Below are 23430 nucleotides of genomic sequence, written 5' to 3'. Positions count from 1 at the left end.
CCCATCCCGAACACGACCGTTAAGCCCTCCAGCGCCGATGGTACTTGGACCGCAGGGTCCCGGGAGAGTAGGACGTCGCCAAGCAATTAAAGACCACTGTTGAGACATCTCGACGGTGGTCTTTTTTATCTATACCTAATATAGGTATGTAAAAAAGCCGAATGCTTGTGCCTAATTTAGGTTAGCAGCAATCGGCTTTTTCTTATATGCTTACGCTTTGTACAGGCATATGTCCATTTCGTTGACTTTTACGAGTCCACTTGAGTCGACAGCGCGCATCGTCAATAGGCAATACCAGCGTGGAGACAGCAGCCATAAATGCCAGAACACATTCAACAAAGTGAGCTCCAATGGAAGCCATGGGCATAAAATAAGAATGACTAAAAACGTAATGGATGTCGTATGCAGCATAATTTTTGTGAGATATCTTAGGCTGATGAATTGCTGTGGGAGTGGCAAGTAACCAATCCATGGCATACGCCACCGCCAAGCCCATCTCCCTTTATATGTGTACCGATCTACGATGAAGATGGATCGGCCTATTACATAATGGAGCCATGCAATGAGCACACAAGAAGCAGCGACATAGCCGATACCAAGGAGGCTATGTTGGTACAGTGCGACTGCGATACACAGTGCAGCTAACGTGGAAAAGGCAATGATGAAAGGCTTCGCTAGACGAACTCTCTTCAGCAGCTGATAATGATAAAATGTTCGCTCCATTTGTTCATTGCGTATGGTTGACATTGAGCGAACCCTCCTTTTCAAGTTGAACAATAATTTATATATCGGTATTTATTCTATGAAAATGTAGAAGGGATAGAAATTGAAGAAGAATCTAATGAAGATCAAAAATGTTGAAAAAGGGTTCAAACCGTACAAACACCAATACCATCAATCCATCATACATATATAAAAACATTTGAAACCGGCTATGAAACTGGTATATATCCATAGAGTTACGGGCATACTTATCATATAACCGCTAAAGGTGGGATTGACATGGAACGTCAGGATACACACTGCATTGTGTGCGGTGAAGCGACGAATGACGGCATAATGGTCGTCAATCAGTTTATTTGTACAGCATGTGAGCAAGAAATGGTTAAGACCGATGTGCAGGATCTGAAATATTCATTCTTCATTCATAAGCTAAAGCGATTATGGCTGCACACGAATGTGTAAGATAGCTCCCCTCGATTTGCTTACTCGTTAGGGCCCGATTCAGTGGGCTCTTTTTGCTTTTTATTGAACAACAGATGAAGAAGCGCACAATTTACGTTACAATAAATGAAGCAATAATAAAGGGGCAACCTTGATGAATATACGTAAGGGGACTTCTCACTTGGCGTTTGATGTACAAGAGCAACTGCGGGCGCCACTTGTGGAAGCTTTACTTCAATATAATAGAAACCGGCACGCATCTTTCCATGTACCAGGTCATAAGGATGGACATTGGTATGAGCAAGTGGGGCTTTCCTTATCTGAGCAGGGAGAATGGAGTATGCTGCTTCAGAGGATGTCACAGCTGTTATCGATTGATGTGACAGAAGTAGAAGGTACAGATGATTTGCATCATCCGACAGGAGCGATTGCAGAGGCACAGCAGCTAGCTGCGAAGTTGTTCGGTTCTGAAGAGACTCACTTTCTTGTAGGGGGCAGTACGGTTGGCAATATTGCACTCCTTATGAGCTGCTGTATTCAGCCGAACGATATTGTGCTCGTACAGCGCAACGTGCATAAGTCTGTATTACACGGGCTTACGATGGCAGGTGCAAGAGCTGTATTCCTTACACCACAGATGGATGCTGCAAGCGGTCTTGCTACTGCACCGACCAGTGATGCGGTAGAGCAGGCACTTCAGGCATACCCAGAAGCGAAGGCTGTATTCGTGACGAATCCGAATTATTATGGAATGGGGATTGATCTCCGTCAACTTGTGGCTATTACTCATCGTTATAATATCCCACTGCTGGTGGATGAGGCACACGGAGCACATTATGGGCTCCATCCCGCATTTCCAGAATCCGCTCTGCAGGCAGGTGCGGACGGTGTTGTACAGTCAACACATAAAATGCTTGGCGGCATGACGATGAGTGCGATGCTTCACGTTCAAGGAGCTATGCTTAATCGAGCAAGGCTGAAGAAACTGCTTACGATGCTGCAGAGTTCTAGCCCTTCCTATCCTTTAATGGCATCGCTTGATATCAGCCGCTATTATATAGCGCGAAACGGGCAAGAGGCGTTTGAGGAGGGTCTGAAGGCGGTGCAGCTCGTACGAGCTGCGCTGGCTAACCTGGACGCATTTGAGGTTATAGAGATACAAAGCACTCATTCACAGTCCGCCTATTGCAGTCTTGATCCCTTCAAGGTGACGATTCGATGCAGGGAGAGACTGTGCAGCGGTTATAAGCTGTTAGATCAGCTTGCTCTGCATGGGTGTATTGCCGAGATGGCCGATTTGCGTCATACGGTGCTCGTATTCAGTCTAGGCAGCACATTAGAGGATGCGAAGCGATTAATTAGGGCATTGCAAGCGGTTGCTGTGACGTTGGACAACAACACTCCATATACTAAGATACAGGCGGGTACCTATATGGAGATTACTGATGCGTCTGCACATCCGATTGTGATGGCTGACGGGCATCGATTGTTCTCTGAGCCTGTATCCTTCTCGATATATGAACAAGAGCCTGTACGACCGAAGCAAGTACTTGTGCAGGAGGCAATTGGGCACAAGGCAGCAGAGTCGGTGATTCCTTATCCGCCGGGCATTCCATTACTTTATCCGGGTGAGATTATTACAGAGGATGTAGCACAACAGCTGATCATGCTTGCACATGCCGGAGCTAAGTGCCATGACGCAGAGGATGAATCCTTGCGAACGATTCGTATTGTGGATACTGAAGAAGAGAAGGGAATTGAGGAATAGATATGAGTAAGCAGCAACGAGCAGAACGTCCCGGGTGGTTCATTACACTGGAAGGTGGAGAAGGAGCAGGCAAGTCATCCGCGATTGAACTGCTGACGGATAAGCTGCGGCAGCAAGGAGTGAATGTCGTAGTCACTCGGGAGCCAGGAGGAGTCCGCATTGCCGAGAAGATTCGCAGCATTATCCTCGATCCTGAGCATACGGAGATGGATGCTCGAACAGAAGCATTGCTTTACGCAGCTGCCCGCAGACAGCATCTTGTGGAAGTTGTTATTCCAGCCTTAGAGCAGGGAGCAATCGTCTTATGTGACCGATTTGTTGACAGCTCGCTTGCCTACCAAGGCTACGCACGAGGACTCGGGATAGAAGATGTATGGGAAATCAATCGATTCGCGATTCACGATACAATGCCGGATATTACATTCTGGTTAGATATTGATCCACAGGCTGGATTGGATCGAATTGCTGCCAATCAGGCTCGTGAAGTGAACCGACTCGATAAAGAGAAGCTTACATTCCACGAAGCAGTGCGCGAAGGGTACGAACGAATTGCTAAGCAGCAGCCGGAACGGATTGTGAGATTGGATGCTACACAGTCGCTAACGCAAATAAGTGGGCAAATGTTCGACTTTTTATGTGAGCGAACGCAGGATTTTGCAGGTCGGATGTATAAATAAGTAACATCATTCCAAACAGGGATGCCAAGAACTATATTTTAAGGAGGATGACCAGGCATGAAGATGGTTGTGGCCATTGTACAAGACAAAGACAGCAATCGACTTTCCGGTGCATTAGTAAAGGCGAATTTTAGAGCGACCAAGCTGGCGAGTACGGGTGGATTTTTGCGTGCAGGCAATACGACGTTCATGATAGGTGTGGAGGATGATCAAGTGAGCACCGTCCTGAATGTCATCCGCAGCAACTGTAAGGTGAGAGATCAGCTTGTCACCCCAGTGACTCCGCTCAGTGGTACTTCGGATTCTTATATGCCGCTACCTGTCGAAGTACAGGTAGGGGGAGCGACCGTGTTTGTGCTCCCAGTAGAGCGGTTCGAGCATTTTTAACATTTCGTCCGTAATATTACGATATAATAGAAGTAATCCGCAGATGGATGGATTTCAATCGAATCATACTATGAAGCGAACGATTGCAGGTGATATGGAGTGAAAATTAACCCTGGATTTCGCCCCTTTGGCACGGATGTGCGTATGGGGGAATCTGTAACTAAGCCTGTCCAGCACAAGTCTTTTGCGGACATGATGAACAATCGTCATGATCAAGCGAGCAATGATGAGCTGCAGCAGAGGCTGCAGGATATTTATCAGCAAGGGGAACGACTGTCGAAGTCCATGACGATTCGTGAGCTTCGCATGTACCGAATGATGGTGAAGCGTTTTTTGGAGGATACAGTACGGCGGAACCTGAAAATTCGGGAAACGCGTGGATGGGATCGACGCGGCAGAAGCAAGCGATATCAGATTGTCGATGAGATTGACAGTGCTCTCATTGAATTAGCGGATCATCTGCTGGAGACGGAGCAAGGTAAAATTGATCTGCTTCATAAAGTAGGGGAAATTCGCGGGATGCTGATTAACCTGTGCTTCTAGTCAAGCTAGGGCAATTTCCCCATATCCCGTGACTAGAGCAGAGCTTCTTGCTCCGTATCGCATTCTGGTTATATATATGGAAGGAATACGCATAACATGTCGTTTGAACAAATTCTCGGACAGGATCGAGCTAAGAAAATATTGCAAAATGGTCTGCGCACAGACAAGGTATCTCATGCTTACTTATTCAGTGGACCGAAGGGTACGGGTCGGATGGCTGCTGCGCTAACCTTCACCAAGGCGTTATTCTGTGAACGCATGACAGATGATGCTTGTGGTGAATGTCTTTCTTGTCGGAAAATTGAGCACGGCAACCACCCTGATGTGCATGTTATTGCACCAGAGGGGCAGTCGATTAAGATCGATCAAATTCGCGAGCTTCAGCGCGAATTTTCCTATCGAACCCAAGCTACAGGTCGGAAAGTGTACATTATGGAGCAGGCGGAGAAGATGACCGTGCAAGCGGCCAACAGCCTGCTTAAATTTTTGGAGGAGCCAACAAGTCCTGCAGTGGCTATTCTGATTACAGAGAATGGACAAGCGATGCTGCCAACCATTCAATCCCGTTCACAGATGGTGCCATTTACGCCGCAGGATCCGAACCTTATCTGTCAAACGTTAGTAGCAGAGGGTTGTCCTGCTACATTAGCTCGTGCAGCTGTCTATCTTGTAAACGGCCTAGAAGCTGGGCGTGAGCTATGTGGACAGAATTGGTTTGCAGAAGTGAGAAACGTAATGTTACAATTAGGAAAGGAGTGCGAAGCAAGACTTCCTTCCGCACTTCTAACCGCACAGCAGAAGTTGTTTAAGACCGAGCTTGCTGAACATACGGACATGTTGTTCCGTTTGTTCCATCTCTGGTTTCGAGATATGTTGAATTACCAATACAACCGGCAGGAGAGTCTCGTCTTTATCGATCAGCTTGATACAATCAGCAAGCTGGCCTGGACGAAGTCGGCTGAAGGATGGATTCGGTGCATGGATGCGGCGACGGAGGCGCAGAAGCGGGTGCGCGCCAATGTAAGCCCGCAACTTGCTTGCGAGCAGTTTCTGGTTGGAATCCAAGGAGGTACTTGATTGTATAATGTAGTCGGCGTCCGTTTTAAGAGAGCGGGCAAAATATACTATTTCGACCCGGTCGAATGGCCGGTCCAGAGGGACCAGCATGTGATCGTCGAAACGGCGCGCGGCATTGAGTACGGCAAAGTCGTGATTGGTCCGAAGACCGTCGGTGAGAACGATGTGGTGCTTCCCTTGAAGAAAGTCATTCGCATCGCTAATGAAGCGGACGCTACATTGGTGGATGCGAACCGGCAAGCTGCGAAGGATGCGTTCGCAACTTGTATGGACAAGATTAAGGCGCATCAATTGAAGATGAAACTTGTAGATGTTGAATATACGTTTGATCGGAACAAAATCATCTTTTACTTTACGGCAGAAGGACGCGTGGACTTCCGCGAGCTGGTGAAAGACTTGGCCAGCGTATTCCGGACACGGATTGAGCTCCGGCAGATTGGTGTACGGGACGAGGCGAAGATGCTTGGCGGCATTGGGCCTTGCGGGCGCGTGTTATGCTGTTCCTCATGGTTAGGTGATTTTGAACCGGTATCTATTAAAATGGCAAAAGACCAGAACTTATCGCTGAATCCTACGAAAATATCCGGTTTGTGCGGTCGCTTGATGTGCTGCCTGAAATACGAGCATGACAATTATGAAAGCGTGAAAGAAGAGCTTCCTACAGTCGGCAAGTGGGTTGTTACCTCGATAGGAGAGGGCAAGGTCGTCGGTATTAATGCCGGTGAACGTAAAGTGCACGTCCAATTAGCGGATATCGGCAAGGTGAAAGATTTTGCTTTCGACGACGTTGTCGTAAAATAAATAGCGGACATTTTCACGCTCTGGGGTGGGAACTTGGAGAAGAAAGACATTTTTGCGCAGATTCATGAATTGGAAACGCATATGGGAGACCTTCATCAAGAGCTTGGTGCGCTGAAACTCGTCGTCAAAGAGCTGCTGGAAGAGAATCAACGCTTGTGGATGGAGAATCAGCAGCTGCGCAAAGTACTGCACCACGAGCATCACGAGCACTTGGAAGTTGAACCTGAGGTGAAGGGAGACTCGGCACCCGCAGTAAATCCTGATCCAAATGGAGATTCCAAAGAGAACGTGGTTGGCGAAGGGTATGATAATTTGGCGCGGCTGTATCATGAAGGGTTTCACATTTGCAACGTGTATTATGGACATTTGCGGACGGAAGGTGACTGTTTGTTCTGTCTGTCCTTCCTCAATAAATAACCGCGGCCGTAGGTCAGTGGGAACCGATAAGAGGGTTCCCCACCTACGGCTTTTCATCATATTAGGGGCAATTTACAGCATAGCTGATGAGGAAGTCCCTTATGAAACGTTAAAGATATAGGTGTAGGTAGTACTTAAATGAAGATGATAAAGGCAGGGGCGTTATGGAGAATAGAAACGATGTGATCGGGCTGCATCCATCTGAGAGGCTCGACGATTTGCTCACTCATCAATTACGAATCATACAGAGCTCAGAGGTGTTCAGCTTCTCCATGGATGCTGTCCTGCTGGCTCGATTCGCTTCCGTGCCAATGCGTGGCTGGATTATGGATCTGTGTACAGGCAATGGGGTAATCCCACTGCTGCTGTCCACACGGACTAATGCGCAAATCGATGGATTGGAAATACAGCCAAGACTTGCGGATATGGCCAGCCGCAGCGTTCGGCTAAATGGCTTGGAAGAGCGAATACGCATTATCGAAGGGGATTTGAAGGCATTTACACCAGATGCAGAGCGTCCCTTTTACGAAATGATTACAGTAAATCCTCCCTATATGCCTTTGACGGCGGGTGATGTGAAAGAGAACGAGCATTATGCACTAGCTCGCAGTGAGGTCGCCTGCACACTGGAGGATGTGATTCGCACGAGTGCTAAGCTGCTGCGAACGGGCGGGAAGCTTGCCATGGTTCACCGTCCTAGCCGATTGACGGATATCATAGCGCTTATGCGGACATATCGATTGGAGCCGAAGCGCATTCGCTTCGTTCATCCACGCGAGGAAGTAGAGGCCAATATGGTATTGATTGAGGCCGCGCGAGACGGCAAGCCGGATGTACGGCTATTGCCGCCGCTTATCGTATATAATGATGGAAAAGAATATCGTGAGGAATTAATGGATATCTATTATGGGAAAGCCTCGCAGCTGAAGGATGGGTAATATGCAATTGACGGAACAATATAGCTACCAGCAACAAAACAAGGAAAATGTAGGGGCATTATATCTTGTAGGGACGCCGATTGGAAATCTGGAAGATATGACATTCCGGGCTGTACGCATACTGCGGGAAGCTGATATTATTGCGGCGGAAGATACACGTGAGACAAGGAAGCTGTTGAGTCATTTCGAAATTACAGGGAAGACGCTGTACAGCTATCATGAGCATAACAAGCAGGCAAGCGGACCTGAACTTGTGCGTATCATGGAAGAAGGCAAGCGTATCGCCCTTGTGAGCGACGCCGGGTTACCCGCGATATCAGATCCGGGTGCAGATCTTGTTCAACTGGCTGTAGAAGCGGGCATTCCTGTTATTCCGATTCCTGGACCAAATGCGGCTTTATCTGCCTTAATTGCGTCTGGGCTGCCAACGAATCGTTTCACATTCGTAGGTTTTCTTCCGCGGGAGAAGAAGCATGCAGATGCGGTGCTTGCCTCACTCCGAATGGAAGCGGGAACGCTGTTATTCTATGAGTCACCGCACCGTATTGCGAAGACGCTCGATCGGCTTGCTTCCGCATACGGAGACAGCCGCCGGATTACGATTGCCCGCGAACTGACGAAGCGTTACGAACACTTCATCCGCGGTACGGTTGGTGAATGCATTGCCTTTGTAAGCGAGCATCCTCCATTAGGAGAATGTTGTATCGTCGTCGAGGGAGCTGATGAGAATGGAGCTTCTCAAGATGCGGGACAAGCATGGTGGCAGGAACTGACGGAAGAAGAGCATGTTGCGCATTATGAACGTGAACAGGGAGTATCACGCAAGGATGCAATGAAACTGGCAGCCAAGGATCGTGGTGTATCCAGACGGGATATCTATCAGGCATTGTTATAGAACAAGAATGGATACAATGGATCATAAGAGAAACATGCAGACAATTGAGGGAAAACCCTTGCTGTAAAACAAAAAAAAGACCTCCATGGTTGGGTTCAAAACCATGGAGGCATCAAGGAAGATATAAAAAGGTTAGAATTAACATATGTGATTAGAGCTATTATAACCTATTTTTTTTATTTTGTCACAGGTTGTGGTATTTCTGATATACATTCGTGACAAACAATTTTTCCTTTAAAGTATGTAACGTTCTCTGCATTGCCGCAGAAGATGCATGCTGGTTCATATTTCTTAAGCATGATGCGCTCTCCGTCAACGTAAATTTCTAGCGCATCCTTTTCACCGATACCAAGGGTGCGGCGAAGCTCGATCGGAATGACGACACGACCTAGTTCATCTACTTTACGGACGATACCAGTGGACTTCATCATAGTTCAACGCTCTCCTCTTTGCTTTAGCATGAAATGTCATATTTCGACAAAATTCTTTTTGGCTGATTCTTATCGTACCAACCATTCCCAAATTAGTCAACCTAAAAAATGTATACTTGGCGTGCTAATTTATGGATTTTAGGTTTTTTTTAGCTTATATTAAGCTGTTTTTAACGACGTAGCGTACACTTTTACACTCGTATGGTATTTTTTATGCAAAAATAAACAGAAACAAGAATAAACCAAATCTTTTCGACAATAAGGCAGACTATGTCGAAAAGGTTCGAATCGAAAGGAGTGATTTTCAATGTTATTAGAGGAAAAAGTGTTCAAGGATCCGGTTCACAATTATGTGCATGTTCAAGATCGAACAATTTGGGATTTGATTAACACAAGGGAATTCCAGCGGCTCCGCCGCATTCGTCAATTAGGAACCTCCTATTTAACATTCCACGGGGCAGAGCATAGCCGCTTTTCTCATTCTCTGGGCGTATACGAGATTACTCGGCGAATTATTTCCCAATTTGAACGAAACCAATACGAGGACTGGCCGCAAGAAGAGAGGCTGGTCGCCTTATGTGCTGCACTGCTTCATGATGTGGGCCATGGACCATTCTCTCATTCCATTGAAGAGGCCTTCGATATGTTTCATGAAGATTGGACATACCGCATTATAATAGAAGATACCGATATCAATCGCGTGCTGAGACAAGTAGATCCACAGCTCCCAACCAAGGTGGCATCAGTGATTCGCAAGACATATGAGCGGCCGATTGTCGTGAATTTGGTATCCGGCTCCCTTGATGCGGATCGTATGGACTATTTATTGCGGGATGCATACTTTACCGGTGTTAATTACGGTACATTCGATATCGATCGTATTCTAAGGGTGCTGCGCCCGCTTAAGGATCGGATCGTAGTCAAAGAGAGCGGCATGCACGCAGTAGAGCATTACTTGCTAGCTCGATATGAGATGTACTGGCAAGTCTACTTCCATCCTGTAACCCGAAGCTCGGAGATGTTGCTGCGCCTAATTTTCAAAAGAGCCAAAGAATTATATTTGGGTGGATATACTTTTCAATATTTCCTCTCTCCTCTAGATGCTTTATTTGAAGGAACGATTACGACGGAACAATATGTCCAAATGGATGAGGCATTTGTGCAGACCGCATTCATGCAGTGGACAAGGGAGAAGGATGGACGTCTCGTTGACTTGTGCCAACGATTCATGGAGCGTAAACTATATAAATATATTGAAGTCGAACAGATGGATGAAGATTTACAGGAACGATTGCGGGCAGAGTGGTCACAGATTGGGCTTGATCCGAACTATGAACTTATGTTCGATTCCCCCTTCGACAAGCCTTATGACGTATATCGAAAGGGAGATGCCCGTTCACAGCAGCATATTATGCTGTGGGGGCGGGATCAGCAAATTGTGGAGCTGTCCAAGAAATCGGATATTGTACGTTCCATTAGCGGTATTCGTCGTGGAAAACACTATATATATTTCCCAATGGACAAGCTTCTGGAAGTCTCGAATCACCTTATGGAAGATACAAAGCGTATGTTTATACGCCGCAATTACTAGATCGATTTGCAAGAAAGAAAAAGGAGCGCATAAACGTGTTATTTGATACTCATACGCATTTAGACAGCAGCAATTTTGACGAGGATCGCGATCAGGTTATCGCACGGGCCGTTGAACAAGGGGTGACCCGTATGGTTAACATCGGGTTCAATCGAGAGACGATCCCGACAACGATGGCGTTGGCGGAGAAATATGATTTCATCTATGCAGCTGTAGGCTGGCATCCGGTAGATGCGATAACGATGAAGCCGGAGGATATAGACTGGATCGCCAAGCTTACGGAACATGAGAAGGTTGTGGCGATTGGCGAGATCGGACTGGACTATCACTGGGATACGTCTCCGAAGGATGTTCAGCACCGTGTATTCCGCGAGCAAATTGGGTTGGCGCGAGAATTGAAGATGCCAATCATTATTCATAATCGTGAAGCGCACGAAGATGTAGTCCGCATCTTACGCGAGGAGAAGGCTCACGAAGTAGGGGGCATCATGCATTCCTTCTCAGGCAGTTGGGAAACAGCGAAGATGTGTCTGGATATGGGCTTCTACCTTTCATTTGGAGGACCCGTTACGTTTAAAAATGCAAAACAGCCGAAAGAAGTACTTGTTAAGGTTCCGAATGATCGATTGCTTGTGGAGACAGATTCCCCCTATTTAACTCCTCATCCGTTCCGAGGCAAGCGCAATGAGTCTGCATATGTACGTCTTGTTGCAGAGGTTGCAGCAGAGCTGAAAGGTATGGAATTTGAAGAATTTTGCAGAATGACGACTCAAAATGCAATGACATGTTTTGACATCACGTGAAAACGGGCCAAAAACAAGTGAAAAAAAGACATCGGCCATAAAATAAGTGGATTTCATTATGAAAAACGGATTAAGTTACATTTTTTTAACCATTTTTCGCGAAAAACGGAATTGCTACTGTCTTTACAAGAAGATTGCAAACACGATATGATTTCTCACAGATGTTATTACACAATTCAATATTGTTCCAACTAATTCAGTATCGCTTAATCTCCATGAAGTGGAGAGCGGGGGAACCAGAGTGTGAACGACATGACATGAGTACATGTTCATTCACACGGATTAATTCCTTGGGGTGAATTAGGGACGACCGAGCCATGAGCCGGTTGGTTCCGATAGGGCGACTCTCAAGCCCGAACCCGACAGCTAACCTCGTCAGCGTACCGAGAGAGGGTTCCTCGCGTCCTATACACTGTTGACGTTTGGGTTTCTATTACGGAAGCCGCGAAAGAGTCTCCTCTTACGAAGGGCTTCTTTTGTTTACTCTCAAACATTCTTTTTTTGAATAATGAGAATAAAGACGTCATAGGGTGTAAGAAATAGGAGGTGGGAGCAGCCAATACTGAAACGTTGGTACGGAGATTTCAGCATTGTCTTGAACGATTACATGCTCGTTTATGGCAAGTGAAGTCTCTCGTAAACATTCTTGAAATAGTCGCGTCAGATGGAATCATGCAGAGCACTCGACGGCGGGACTATGTAAGGAGGACCGAGAAATGGGACAGATCGTGAACAACGAAACCCATGAACCCCGATCATCCAGCATGTCACTCGCATTGCGATGGAAGCATGAAAATGTGCGTGTTATCACCGTTATTGCAGCTGTAGCAATCGTGATCACATTAATAGCAGTCTTGACTTGGTATAATGTAACGAAGAAGACAGTGGCTGTGCTCGTTGATGGACAAGAGCGTTCAGTCGAAACTCGCCTAGATACGCTTCGCAATGTTTTGGATGAGCATGCGATAGCGCTTGGGGCATACGATGCAGTATCGAAGCCGCTTGATGCAGAAATTGCTGATGGAGATCGAGTTATTATTGAACGCGCTTTGCCTATCCAAATTACAGCGGATGGGAAGAAAGAAACACAATTTACAACGAAGAAGTCGGTGCATGATGCACTGAGTTCGCTGCAAATCCAAGTGAACCCTGAAGATAAGGTATTCCCTTCTAAGCGTGCCTCTATTTCGAAGAACATGGATATTCGAATCGTCCGTGTCAGCAAGAAGATGGAAGAGCGTAAAGTGAAGGTTCCTTATCAAGTGGTGAAGCAGGCAGATGCTACTCTCCTTAAGGGGAAGACCAAGACGGTTCAAGATGGAAAAGAAGGCTTGGTTGTCCAGAAAGTACAGAAAACGTACGAGGATGGTAAGCTCGTATATTCGCAGATGGTCGACAAATCCGTTCATACAAAACAAGTGAATCAAGTGATAGCCTATGGAACGAAGAAGGAACCGGAAGTTGCTGTTCTGTCAGTGAACGCGCAGGAAGACGATTCTGACAATGTTTCCAGTGGCGACAAAGATTTTAACTATAAAAAAGTGCTGAAGAACGTTCAACTGACGGCGTATACGGAATCTGAGGGATCGGCTGGTGCGAAGACGGCATCTGGCGCAATAGTATCAGAAGGTCGTACTATCGCGGTTGATCCGAAGGTCATTCCGCTCGGCTGGTGGGTATATATCGAAGGGATTGGATTCAGACGTGCTGAAGATACAGGTGGCGCGGTCAAGGGGAAAATTATCGATGTATACTTCGACAGCAAGAAGGCGGTCAGCAAATTCGGACGCAAGAAGGGGTACACCGTATACGTGGTTGGCCCAGTCAAGCCGGAATCGAACTAACGCACAAGGTATGCAGCCATGTGTAATTAGGATATAGTAATGAATAATGATTTATGTCATGCTAAGAAGAGGGGACACCCTCTTCTTTTGTTGTTTATTTATGAATGGAGAGCAAGAGAAGGATGCGGAATTAGGAAGCAGCCTTGTGGTGAGAGGAGCAAGCATATTGATACGCGAAGTGATAGTTGTAGAAGGCAAAGATGATACCGTTGCCATTCACCGTGCCGTTGAGGCGGATACAATTGAGACAGGTGGATCGGCGATTAATGATACAACGATAAAACGCATCGCATTGGCCCAAGAGCGCCGAGGGGTTATTATTTTCACGGACCCAGATCATGCGGGGGAGAAAATTCGGAAGACGATAGCAGAACGTGTACCTGGGTGCAAACACGCTTTCCTGCCTAGACATGAGGCGATAGCCAAAGGGGATCTTGGTGTGGAGAATGCAAAGCCAGAAGCGATTCGCCGTGCCTTAGAGCAGGTTCGCTCCGAGATGCCAAGCATGACATCAGAGCTGACGTGGACGGATCTCGTCGAAGCGGGATTAACGACGCATGCAGGCTCTGCAGAACGCAGACGGCAGTTAGGTGAAATATTGGGCATTGGATACTGCAACGCGAAGCAGATGCTCAAGCGCTGCGGTGTGTTCCAGATCGGACGAGAGGAATTTGAGAACGCCTTGCGGAAGCTGAACCAATTCGAGCAGGAACAATGTGCAGAAGGAGAATAGATGGAATGACGCAGACGAGAATAGATATTGCAACACCGAATCGCACGAAAGACATTATACGCAAGCATGGGTTTTCATTTAAGAAAAGCTTAGGACAGAACTTTCTAATTGATATGAACATTTTGCGCCGTATTGTGGATGCTGCAGAGCTGGATGATGTGACAGGTGCCCTGGAGATTGGGCCTGGGATTGGTGCGCTTACGGAGCAGCTCGCTAAGCGCGCTCGTCGTGTAACAGCAGTCGAGATCGACCAGCGCTTGCTTCCGATATTAGGGGAAGTGCTGGAGCCCTATGAGCATGTCCATGTTGTACATGGGGATGTATTGAAGGTGGATTTGCATGAATTGTTCCGCGAACAGTTCCAAGATGTCGAGCGGGTAAGTGTTGTTGCCAACTTGCCGTATTATGTGACGACACCGATTATGATGAAGCTTCTGGAGGAGCGTCTGCCGCTCAAGAACATCGTCGTCATGATTCAGAAGGAAGTTGCAGAGCGAATGGCAGCGAAGCCGGGAGGCAAGGATTACGGCAGCTTAAGTGTGGCTGTTCAATATTTTGCAGAGCCGGAGCTTGTATGCACCGTACCGCATACGGTGTTCATCCCGCAGCCAAATGTAGAGTCTGCAGTAATCCGTCTACGTGTGAGACAGACTCCACCTGTGCAGGTGAAGGATGAGTCGTTGTTATTCGATGTTGTACAGGCTTCGTTCGCTCAGCGTCGCAAGACGATTTGGAATAACCTGAAGGCTCGCTATGCCGGCAAATGCGGGACAGACAGGCTGACAGAAGCGCTCGCTTTAGCACAAATTGAACCGAATCGCCGAGGGGAAACACTCTCGATTGAGGAGTTCGCTGCTCTGTCCGACGCGATCGGTCAAGCCATTGCACGTGCAGAAGAAGAGGATCAAGCGGAATAACATAATTTTAAGGCTTAGGCATCACCAATTTATGCGTTTGCCCATAGGATAGTCGGAGAGGTGATTGATCCTATGAACGAACCAGTGAAGCAAGGAGATTTGGTCGTACGCAAGTCGTACGGTGGCGATATTACATTCCGTGTGGAGGAGATCTTCCGACAGACGGCGATTATTAAGGGGACGGATTACCGCTTACTGGCGGATTCCCATGTTGAAGATTTAGTTAGTGTACCGAAGGCAACGATTGCGCGCCGCACGGAACAGGCTCATATCAAGATGTTGGAGTCTGTCGAGGTGCTTGAACAGCAGCGTAGGCAGCTGCATGAGCGCAGGCGGACGGAGCTTCCATTTGCAGAGATGCCGAATTCCATTTCAACCTTTGATATGCCGGGAACGGTACTCCATCTGGATGGGGATCCCGGGTATTTACAGAAAAGCATGGCGATATATAATCAGCTCAACGTGCCGGCAGAAGGCCATTATGTGAATGAACGCAATATGGCAGATACGTTGTATCGGCTGCTGCCGCGAGTGAAGCCGAATATAATCGTCATTACTGGACATGATGGTGTATTGAAGAACGGCAGGTACCGTGATCTGTTAAATTTGCAGAATTATAAGAACTCCCAGAACTTCGTTAATGCAGTACAGACGGCAAGGCAGTATGAGCGCCATCTTGATTTATTGACTGTAATTGCCGGGGCATGCCAATCTCACTTCGAGGCGCTTCTGCAAGCAGGAGCCAACTTTGCAAGTTCACCGGGCCGAATTATGATTCATGCCCTTGATCCAGCTTACGTAGCGGTTAAGGCCTCATATACCTCAATTCGTGATACCGTACAGATTGGGGATATTGCGCCTCATATGGTCAGTGGCATTGACGGGGTGGGAGGCATTGAGACAAAGGGAAGTTATCGCGTGGGCATGCCGAAGTTGAAGGATTTATCGACATTGAACGTTACACCAACCGTAATATAAGCGGCCTATGTATAAAATACAGAAAAAAGAACCATTTTAATAAATTTGGGCAAAAAAACACATTGACACTAAAACGGTGTTATTGTTATAATTATTTGTTTATTTGACAACACCTCTTGAATTGGTTATAATGGACAAGGAAAGAGGTGGTAGCTGTAATGGCGAAAAACGCGCTGTTTGAAATTCGTCGTTGTCTTGAAGCACATGTCGGTCAGAAGATTCTGCTCCGCGCCAATGGCGGTCGTCGGAAAACGATTGAGCGTACGGGCGTGTTGGAAGAAACCTACCCTTCTGTATTTATTGTTAAGTTGGACCAGGATCAGAACGCGTTTAAGCGGGTATCCTATAGCTATGCAGATATATTAACAGAATCGGTCCAAGTGACCGTATGCGCCGATAACGGCGAGTTGAAGATTGAATATGTTCGCGGTTAAGCGACATGACGGCAGCCTGTGAGGGCTGCCTTTTGTTTGTTTTGAAGGAATGACATGAGCACGTACGGTCATGGTTCTCCCAGATGCTCCCCCATAAATCGGAACAGGAGTGAACGTATAATGGAGGTGGCTTCTACTTACATTAACGGTAGGCCGATGATTATGTCGTGCTTGCTGATGATATGAACTTTAAGGTAAGCGTGGGAGGTGCAGTGATGAGCCGAAGAAAGCGCAGCTTCATGTCTGAAGATCTGAAGGTGGAATTGGCTAAAGATCTTGGCTTCTACGATACGGTGTCCAAATACGGATGGGGTGCTATCCGTGCGAAGGATGCTGGCGATATGGTCAAGCGGGCCATTCAACTTGCCGAAGAGGCAGCCTCGAAAAAATAACGAGTCATGAACCTTCTATCCAGCGAGCATCGGATCTATTCCGCTCTGTTCGCTTTTTTTATTAACGAAATCATGTTCATTGCCTGTATACGTACACATATGACTTGCACCATAGAGTCTGTTATAATAACGTAAGCGATCCGTAGGATAAAGAAGGGTGAACGCGAGTGAAAGTGTACGAGAAGGCGCCTGCCAAAATAAATTTGCTGTTGGATGTGCTGCGTAAGCGCGAGGATGGGTATCATGACGTCGAAATGGTCATGACGATGGTAGACTTAGCGGACCGTCTCGAGATGGAGGAACTTCCTCGAGATACGATTATCATCTCCAGCCAAGCAGGTTACATACCGTTAGATGAGAAGAACTTGGCGTTCCAAGCGGCAAAACTAATTAAAGAACGTTATGAAGTGAAGCAAGGCGTATATATTCATTTAGATAAAAAAATACCAGTAGCTGCCGGACTAGCCGGCGGAAGCAGCGATGCTGCTGCTACACTGCGAGGCTTGAATCGATTATGGAAGTTAGGGATTCCTGATGAGGAGCTTCAGGTGCTTGGTGCGGAACTTGGGTCAGACGTCCCGTTCTGCGTGACGGGAGGGACTGCAATAGCTCGCGGCCGCGGAGAGGCACTTGAGATGATTGAGCAGCCACCTCAATGCTGGGTTGTGCTTGCCAAGCCGCCGATTAATGTATCGACGGCTGATGTCTATGGGCGCCTTAGAGCGAGTCAGATTACGGAGCATCCATCGCTGGATCAAATGCGCAGAGCGATACAGGCCCAAAGCTTCCAAGGGGTGTGTGAATCGCTTGGCAATGTGCTGGAGGATGTCACGCTGCCGCTCCATCCGGAGGTGCAGCAGTTGAAGGATGCTATGCTTCGGCTCGGGGCTGAAGGAGTGCTGATGTCGGGCAGCGGTCCGACGGTATTCGGCCTTGTGTCTAAAGAATCTAAGATCGCAAGGATCTATAATGGACTGCGCGGTTTTTGCAAGGAAGTGTACGCGGTACGCTTGTTGGGATAACAGGCTTAAATAGATTAACGTGTATCAAGAAGGCGAAATGGTTACAATTCAAGGAATGTTTGACTTGACAAGCGGCCATCATCTTGCTAACTAGCGTACATTCATGTAATATCTACAATATAATATTCGGTTTTGAGCGAGGAGTAATCATGAAAAAATTGAAGCGAAGCGCCCGTCTGGTTGAGATGACCCAATATCTGATGTCTAAGCCGCATACGCTCATACCGCTCACGACATTTGCAGAACGTTACGGTGCAGCCAAGTCTTCCATTAGCGAGGATTTGGCTATTATTAAAGAGGTGTTCGAGAGCGAAGGGACGGGAGATTTACTGACGCTGGCTGGTGCTGCAGGCGGAGTGAAGTTTATTCCGAAATGCACGCCTGATATCGCACTTCCTGTCATTGAGTCTTTATGCGCATCAATGGGGCATCCAGACCGGGTGCTTCCTGGGGGATATTTCTATATTACTGATATTTTAGGTCAACCAGCCTTGATGAACGATGTAGGTCGAATGTTCGCATCTGCCTTTGCAGGCTGCAATATTGACGTCGTGATGACGGTAGAGACGAAGGGGATTCCAATTGCCTATGCGACTGCTGCTCATCTGAACCTGCCAGTGGTGCTAGTACGTCGCGACCATGTTGTGACAGAGGGATCGGCCGTTAGCATTAACTATGTATCAGGATCGCAGAAGAGCATCCATACGATGACACTCGCACGGCGTGCCTTGAAGGAGCGCTCACGCGTATTAATCGTGGACGACTTCATGCGTGCTGGTGGAACGATTCACGGCATGATGGATCTGCTGAAGGAATTCGATGCCACAGTAGCGGGTGTTGGTGTATTGGTAGAATCGGAGGATGTATCGAACGAAGAACGGCTGTTGACAGATTATGTGTCCCTCATTCGCGTTGGGACTGTAGATGCACGGACTCGTCATATTATGGTGAAGCCGGGGAACTACTTCGATAAGGAATAAGCGATAGAGAACAACATTGATTCGGGAGGGTATTCAAATGTCTCAAGAATTAGAAGCAATTGCAACGAATCAAGCGCCTGCGGCCATTGGCCCATACTCACAAGCAATGAAGCTGGGCAACCTCTTGTTCACTTCGGGTCAAATTCCGTTGACTGCACAAGGTGTGCTCGTGGAAGGCGGAATTGAGGAGCAGACACACCAAGTGTTCTCCAACTTGAGGGCTGTGCTTGCAGAAGCAGGTACTTCTTTCGATAAGGTAATTAAGGCTACTGTTTTTATCAAGGACATGAATCAATTTGCTCAAATCAATGCTATCTATGAATCGTACTTCGGTAATCACAAGCCTGCACGCTCCTGTGTAGAGGTAGCGAGACTCCCGAAGGACGTACTTGTCGAAATTGAACTGATCGCAGCGATATAAATCGAAGCTTGTCGAATCCGTTAAAGACAGGCATAAATTTTTAAAAAAAGTTAGATTATTGGCAAATTTAAGAAGGATTTTTCATGCGCGTGTGGAATTATACACCAAGTCTCGATGGAAAAAGGTGGTGAACACACGTGCAAATTACTGATGTAAGACTCCGCCGCGTCAACACAGAGGGGAGAATGAAGGCAATCGCATCGATTACGATCGATAACGAGTTTGTCGTTCATGACATTCGTGTAATCGACGGCAACAATGGCATGTTTGTAGCGATGCCGAGCAAGCGGACTCCAGATGGCGAATTCCGCGATATTGCTCATCCGATTTCTTCGGCGACTCGCGAGAAGATTCAAGCTGCTGTATTGGCTGAATACGAACGCGCTGCTACGGAAGAGGAAGTTATCGAAGAGGGCGCGTAGTTTTATGATTTTATAATTGGGGTTGCAAAGAAAGAGAGCCAATCATAGGGGCTCTCTTTTCTTTTTCTCCATAATGAGATATATTCTTCTATGGAGTAAAGGTAGAGCAGGAGGTCGGACGCTTTGAAAAGAATGGCCATTGTGCTTGCTGCCGGACAAGGCAAACGCATGAAGTCAAAATTGTACAAAGTGCTTCATCCCGTATGCGGGAAACCAATGGTAGGGCATGTTCTTGATGCTGTCGAAAGTGTGGATTGTGAGCGCACCGTCGTCATTGTAGGACATGGAGCAGAAGCAGTACAGCAATTCCTGGGGAACCGTGCCGAGTACGCCTTGCAAGCGGAACAGCTTGGTACAGGACATGCGGTTAAGCAAGCGAAGGCGCTTCTTGATGGTGAGGAAGGAACGACACTTGTCATTTGCGGCGATACACCGCTAGTGACACCAGAAACGTTGGCTCAGTTGATGGAACTGCATAACCGCGCTCAGGCGTCAGCGACGATTTTGACGGCTGAACTGAATGATCCGACAGGTTACGGTCGCGTCATTCGCGCAGAAGACGGTTCGGTCTTGAAAATTGTCGAACAAAAGGATTGTACGACCGAAGAACAGCTCGTGAAGGAGATCAATACGGGCACGTATTGCTTCGACAATGTGAAGTTGTTCGCGGCGCTGGAGCAGATCAGAAATGATAATGCCCAGCAAGAGTATTATTTGACTGACGTAATCGGCATCATGAAGGCACAAGGAGATACGGTGCAAGCATATTGTACGCCGGATAACAGTGAGGCAATCGGCGTTAATGATCGCTTGGTGTTGTCTGAAGCGGAACGCTTCATGCGTGATCGTATCAACAAACGCCATATGCTGAATGGTGTAACGATTATTGATCCTGCCAATACGTATATTGAGTCTGGTGTTGTCATCGGAGCGGATACGATCATTGAACCAGGGACAAGCCTGCGTGGCAACACGACGGTTGGCGGCGAATGCGTTATTGGGCCGAACAGCGAGATTGTTGATTCAACAATCGGCGATCAAGTGCATATTAAGCAATCTGTACTCTGTGAAGCGATTGTAGGCGACGAGAGTTCAGTTGGTCCATTCGCTTATTTGCGTCCAGGCGCACGTCTTGGCAAGCAGGTGAAAGTCGGCGACTTCGTGGAAATTAAAAATGCGTCGCTTGATGATCAAACGAAAGTATCGCACCTCAGTTATATTGGCGATGCCGAAGTAGGGAAGAATGTAAATATTGGATGTGGCGCGATTACGGTCAACTATGACGGCTTCAATAAGTCGCTCACTCAAATTGGCGATGACGCGTTCATTGGCAGCAATGTCAACTTGATTGCACCTATCCAAGTGGGCACTGGCGCTTACGTCGTTGCCGGATCAACGATTACACATCCTGTACCAGATAATGACTTGGCCATCGCTCGTGAGCGTCAAGTAAACAAGCCGGGGTATGCGGAGAAGATTCGTGCCCGTGCAAAAGCAAAAAAAGAACGAGAAAAGTGATCGATAAGGTTGCACTTTTCATTCAATATCGTTTAGCATGGTATTGAGAGCCTTTTTAGTTGAGACCATGTAGGGATAGACTAAGCAGCACCATTAACGGACAGTATAAAACAACGATGAACAAGAACCGGCACGGAGGGTTTTTAATATCATGACGTATTGTGATTCCAAGTTGAAAATTTTCACTTGCAACTCCAATCCTAATTTGGCGAACAAGATTGCAGAATACATCGGAATTCCGATGGGAGATGCAGAAACGAAGAGCTTTAGTGATGGAGAAATCCAAGTTAAGTTGTCTGAAAGTGTACGCGGTTGTGACGTTTACGTCGTTCAATCGACATGCGACCCGGTCAATGACAATTTGATGGAGTTGCTTGTAATGGTGGACGCATTGAAGCGTGCATCGGCAAAGAGCATTAACGTAGTTATCCCTTACTATGGCTACGCTCGCCAAGACCGTAAAGCGCGTTCGCGCGATCCGATTACGGCGAAGCTTGTAGCGAATTTGATCGAGACAGCAGGAGCTCATCGTGTTATTACGATGGACTTGCATGCCACACAAATTCAAGGATTCTTTGATATTCCTGTGGATCATATGCTGGGTGTTCCAATTTTGGCACAATATTTCCGCTCGAAGCAACTCGAAAACGTTGTTGTCGTATCGCCTGACCATGGTGGTGTGGTACGTGCGCGCAAATTGGCTGACTTCCTGAATGCACCGCTTGCCATTATCGACAAGCGTCGTCCAGAGCCGAACGTTAGTGAAGTTATGAATATTATCGGGGATATTAAAGGCAAGACAGCGATTATTATCGATGACATTATCGACACGGCTGGTACGATTGTGCTTGGTGCGAACGCATTGGTTGAAGCAGGGGTGAAGGAAGTCTACGCTTGCTGCACGCATCCAGTATTGTCCGGACCTGCGATGGATCGTTTGGAGAAATCGCCATTTAAAGAGGTTGTTGTAACGGATACAATTCCGATTACACATGAAAACCCATCTAGCAAGTTACACGTACTGTCGGTTGCACCGTTAATGGGTGAAGCGATTATTCGTGTTCACGAAGAATTGTCTATCAGTAAATTGTTTGAGATTGAATAAAGCGTGGGTCGAGTGACCTGAGCTGCACATTACGGAAGGGTTACGTCTTCGGTCTTCGCCGGAGAAGTAACCCTTATCGGCATTTGAATGTGTCTGCGAATCAGGTGCGGATGCATGCCAAAAGCAGTTCAATCATCATATCGATGATCAATAAGGAAGGATGTAGCGCTCTTGAAGTGGATTGTAGGATTAGGTAACCCAGGAACCGAATATGCCACAACCCGCCACAATATCGGCTTTATGGCAATTGACTCTCTTGCGGATCGCTTCGGCATTCAGGTACGTGAGAGCAAATGCAAGGCGTTAATCGGAGAGGGACGCGTTGGAACAGAGAAGGTAGTTCTTATCAAACCCATGACGTATATGAATCTGTCTGGAGAGGCTGTTCGCGCATATATGGATTACTATAAGGCGGATATTGAGGATTTTATCGTTCTATATGATGATATGGATACAGAGCTTGGGAAGATTCGCTTGCGCTATCAAGGGAGTGCGGGTGGTCACAACGGGATTAAATCGCTCATCCAGCATCTGGGGACGCAATCCTTCAATCGAGTTCGGATGGGGATATCTCGTCCGGAGCCTGGTCGGTCTATTGTAGATTATGTGCTGTCTACGTTCCCTAAAGCGGGTATGGAAGACTTGAAGCAGACAGTTGAGCGCACTTGCGACGCTGTCGAATTCTCGCTTAAGCATTCGTTCGAGCAGACGATGGCGAAATTCAATGGATAAATGATCTGATCAAAACTGATGTTGGGCTAATGTGCCTTTCTTTTGGACATACTGAACGGTATAATCCAAGATTGGGAGGCATATACATGTCTGTGAATTACGTGTGCAAACATTGTCATACAATGATTGGGCGCATCGACGGGAACGGGATTGATGAGGAACGCCTCGGCTTCCACCGTCTTACCCCAGACGAGCGCCAACAATATATTGTCGTTCATTCCAATGGAGATGTAACCGTGCGGATGACATGTGAATATTGTACAGAAGCGATTCAGATGCATCCCGAGTTGTCTTTGCTTTCCTCCCCCTTGCAATGAGGGTGGATGGGCAATGGGAGTTAGCGTCAGCCTTGGCTTGTCAGCCGAGGCTTATTTTGGATGAGGGTAACGTATATAACCTTACTAGTTATACCTTGAGTATTTATTGTGGGTGAGAAAGAG

At 47.1% G+C, this 23430-nt stretch carries 28 protein-coding genes, 1 rRNA gene and 1 riboswitch; of the genes, 27 read left to right on the top strand and 2 right to left on the bottom strand.

Annotated elements, in window-relative coordinates; all coding sequences use genetic code 11:
* Positions 1-84: ribosomal RNA gene (gene rrf, locus M3661_RS28345) — 5S ribosomal RNA — on the top strand; the annotation flags it as partial.
* 126 nt (positions 85-210) lie between these two features.
* Here the strand turns inward: rrf and M3661_RS28340 are convergent.
* Positions 211-747 (bottom strand): hypothetical protein, encoded by a 537-nt coding sequence (locus tag M3661_RS28340; protein ID WP_072732139.1) that lies wholly within the window; start codon positions 745-747, stop codon positions 211-213.
* Between the two features lie 255 nt (positions 748-1002).
* On the opposite strand from M3661_RS28340, the gene M3661_RS28335 reads away from it, so the two are divergent.
* From M3661_RS28335 to rsmI, 10 genes are all read left to right on the top strand, one after another.
* Positions 1003-1185 (top strand): sigma factor G inhibitor Gin, encoded by a 183-nt coding sequence (locus M3661_RS28335; protein ID WP_021260716.1) that lies wholly within the window; start codon positions 1003-1005, stop codon positions 1183-1185.
* A 133-nt stretch (positions 1186-1318) separates the two neighbouring features.
* Positions 1319-2932: an aminotransferase class I/II-fold pyridoxal phosphate-dependent enzyme gene (locus M3661_RS28330; protein WP_251490426.1), complete on the top strand. Its 1614-nt coding sequence runs from the start codon at positions 1319-1321 to the stop codon at positions 2930-2932.
* 2 nt (positions 2933-2934) lie between these two features.
* Positions 2935-3609 carry a dTMP kinase gene (gene tmk, locus M3661_RS28325; RefSeq protein ID WP_065292167.1) on the top strand — a complete coding sequence of 225 codons (675 nt, stop codon included), beginning with the start codon at positions 2935-2937 and terminating at the stop codon, positions 3607-3609.
* Positions 3610-3666: 57 nt separating this feature from the next.
* On the top strand, positions 3667-3996 hold the full coding sequence (locus M3661_RS28320) for a cyclic-di-AMP receptor (RefSeq protein ID WP_021255894.1): 330 nt from the start codon (positions 3667-3669) through the stop codon (positions 3994-3996).
* A gap of 99 nt (positions 3997-4095) precedes the next feature.
* Complete coding sequence (locus tag M3661_RS28315; RefSeq protein WP_021255895.1) at positions 4096-4539, top strand: YaaR family protein; 444 nt, start codon at positions 4096-4098, stop codon at positions 4537-4539.
* Positions 4540-4635: 96 nt separating this feature from the next.
* On the top strand, positions 4636-5616 hold the full coding sequence (holB, locus tag M3661_RS28310) for a DNA polymerase III subunit delta' (RefSeq protein ID WP_251490423.1): 981 nt from the start codon (positions 4636-4638) through the stop codon (positions 5614-5616).
* Complete coding sequence (locus M3661_RS28305; protein WP_021255897.1) at positions 5617-6417, top strand: PSP1 domain-containing protein; 801 nt, start codon at positions 5617-5619, stop codon at positions 6415-6417.
* A gap of 33 nt (positions 6418-6450) precedes the next feature.
* A complete protein-coding gene (gene yabA, locus M3661_RS28300) occupies positions 6451-6834 on the top strand; it encodes a DNA replication initiation control protein YabA (RefSeq protein ID WP_021255898.1) in 384 nt (127 codons plus the stop codon).
* A 164-nt stretch (positions 6835-6998) separates the two neighbouring features.
* Positions 6999-7772, top strand: a complete 774-nt coding sequence (locus M3661_RS28295; RefSeq protein ID WP_065292165.1) for a tRNA1(Val) (adenine(37)-N6)-methyltransferase — start codon at positions 6999-7001, stop codon at positions 7770-7772.
* 1 nt (position 7773) lies between these two features.
* Entirely contained in the window at positions 7774-8667 is an 894-nt protein-coding gene (rsmI, locus tag M3661_RS28290) for a 16S rRNA (cytidine(1402)-2'-O)-methyltransferase (protein ID WP_065292164.1), read from the top strand.
* Positions 8668-8843: 176 nt separating this feature from the next.
* Here rsmI and M3661_RS28285 read toward each other — a convergent pair whose 3' ends face one another.
* Complete coding sequence (locus M3661_RS28285; RefSeq protein WP_005545514.1) at positions 8844-9098, bottom strand: AbrB/MazE/SpoVT family DNA-binding domain-containing protein; 255 nt, start codon at positions 9096-9098, stop codon at positions 8844-8846.
* Positions 9099-9405: 307 nt separating this feature from the next.
* Between M3661_RS28285 and M3661_RS28280 the strand changes: the two genes are divergently transcribed.
* The 16 genes from M3661_RS28280 to M3661_RS28205 all read left to right on the top strand — a co-directional run bounded on the left by M3661_RS28280 (position 9406) and on the right by M3661_RS28205 (position 23307).
* Complete coding sequence (locus M3661_RS28280; RefSeq protein ID WP_251490420.1) at positions 9406-10689, top strand: HD domain-containing protein; 1284 nt, start codon at positions 9406-9408, stop codon at positions 10687-10689.
* Positions 10690-10724: 35 nt separating this feature from the next.
* Entirely contained in the window at positions 10725-11492 is a 768-nt protein-coding gene (locus tag M3661_RS28275) for a TatD family hydrolase (protein WP_251490418.1), read from the top strand.
* 193 nt (positions 11493-11685) lie between these two features.
* Positions 11686-11889, top strand: a riboswitch (cyclic di-AMP (ydaO/yuaA leader).
* Between the two features lie 319 nt (positions 11890-12208).
* Positions 12209-13336: a resuscitation-promoting factor gene (locus M3661_RS28270; RefSeq protein WP_065292162.1), complete on the top strand. Its 1128-nt coding sequence runs from the start codon at positions 12209-12211 to the stop codon at positions 13334-13336.
* A gap of 166 nt (positions 13337-13502) precedes the next feature.
* Positions 13503-14069, top strand: coding sequence for a ribonuclease M5 (gene rnmV, locus M3661_RS28265; RefSeq protein ID WP_028532547.1), 567 nt, complete (start codon positions 13503-13505; stop codon positions 14067-14069).
* Positions 14070-14074: 5 nt separating this feature from the next.
* Positions 14075-14986 carry a 16S rRNA (adenine(1518)-N(6)/adenine(1519)-N(6))-dimethyltransferase RsmA gene (gene rsmA, locus M3661_RS28260; RefSeq protein ID WP_065292161.1) on the top strand — a complete coding sequence of 304 codons (912 nt, stop codon included), beginning with the start codon at positions 14075-14077 and terminating at the stop codon, positions 14984-14986.
* 72 nt (positions 14987-15058) lie between these two features.
* Complete coding sequence (gene yabG, locus M3661_RS28255) at positions 15059-15964, top strand: sporulation peptidase YabG (RefSeq protein WP_251490415.1); 906 nt, start codon at positions 15059-15061, stop codon at positions 15962-15964.
* Between the two features lie 158 nt (positions 15965-16122).
* Positions 16123-16398 (top strand): biofilm formation stimulator Veg, encoded by a 276-nt coding sequence (veg, locus tag M3661_RS28250; RefSeq protein ID WP_021255244.1) that lies wholly within the window; start codon positions 16123-16125, stop codon positions 16396-16398.
* 215 nt (positions 16399-16613) lie between these two features.
* Positions 16614-16790, top strand: a complete 177-nt coding sequence (locus tag M3661_RS28245) for a small acid-soluble spore protein (alpha/beta-type sasp) (protein ID WP_021255243.1) — start codon at positions 16614-16616, stop codon at positions 16788-16790.
* A gap of 167 nt (positions 16791-16957) precedes the next feature.
* Positions 16958-17812 carry a 4-(cytidine 5'-diphospho)-2-C-methyl-D-erythritol kinase gene (ispE, locus tag M3661_RS28240; RefSeq protein ID WP_021255242.1) on the top strand — a complete coding sequence of 285 codons (855 nt, stop codon included), beginning with the start codon at positions 16958-16960 and terminating at the stop codon, positions 17810-17812.
* Positions 17813-17961: 149 nt separating this feature from the next.
* On the top strand, positions 17962-18792 hold the full coding sequence (purR, locus tag M3661_RS28235) for a pur operon repressor (RefSeq protein WP_065292159.1): 831 nt from the start codon (positions 17962-17964) through the stop codon (positions 18790-18792).
* Positions 18793-18829: 37 nt separating this feature from the next.
* Positions 18830-19213: a RidA family protein gene (locus tag M3661_RS28230; protein WP_251490412.1), complete on the top strand. Its 384-nt coding sequence runs from the start codon at positions 18830-18832 to the stop codon at positions 19211-19213.
* Between the two features lie 137 nt (positions 19214-19350).
* A complete protein-coding gene (gene spoVG, locus M3661_RS28225; RefSeq protein ID WP_005545528.1) occupies positions 19351-19635 on the top strand; it encodes a septation regulator SpoVG in 285 nt (94 codons plus the stop codon).
* A 123-nt stretch (positions 19636-19758) separates the two neighbouring features.
* The gene (glmU, locus tag M3661_RS28220) at positions 19759-21153 is read left to right on the top strand and encodes a bifunctional UDP-N-acetylglucosamine diphosphorylase/glucosamine-1-phosphate N-acetyltransferase GlmU (RefSeq protein ID WP_065292157.1); all 1395 of its coding nucleotides are present in this window, start codon (positions 19759-19761) and stop codon (positions 21151-21153) included.
* A gap of 151 nt (positions 21154-21304) precedes the next feature.
* Complete coding sequence (locus tag M3661_RS28215) at positions 21305-22258, top strand: ribose-phosphate diphosphokinase (RefSeq protein ID WP_005545532.1); 954 nt, start codon at positions 21305-21307, stop codon at positions 22256-22258.
* 171 nt (positions 22259-22429) lie between these two features.
* A complete protein-coding gene (pth, locus tag M3661_RS28210; protein WP_251490409.1) occupies positions 22430-22990 on the top strand; it encodes an aminoacyl-tRNA hydrolase in 561 nt (186 codons plus the stop codon).
* A gap of 86 nt (positions 22991-23076) precedes the next feature.
* Positions 23077-23307 carry an anti-sigma-F factor Fin gene (locus M3661_RS28205; RefSeq protein WP_021255237.1) on the top strand — a complete coding sequence of 77 codons (231 nt, stop codon included), beginning with the start codon at positions 23077-23079 and terminating at the stop codon, positions 23305-23307.
* Positions 23308-23430 lie beyond the last annotated feature (123 nt).

The organism is Paenibacillus sp. MER 180 (genome assembly GCF_023713665.1).
GTDB lineage: Bacteria > Bacillota > Bacilli > Paenibacillales > Paenibacillaceae > Paenibacillus_B > Paenibacillus_B suaedae.
Note: the sequence above shows the minus strand (reverse complement) of the source record. Positions and strands in the feature narration are given on the sequence as shown.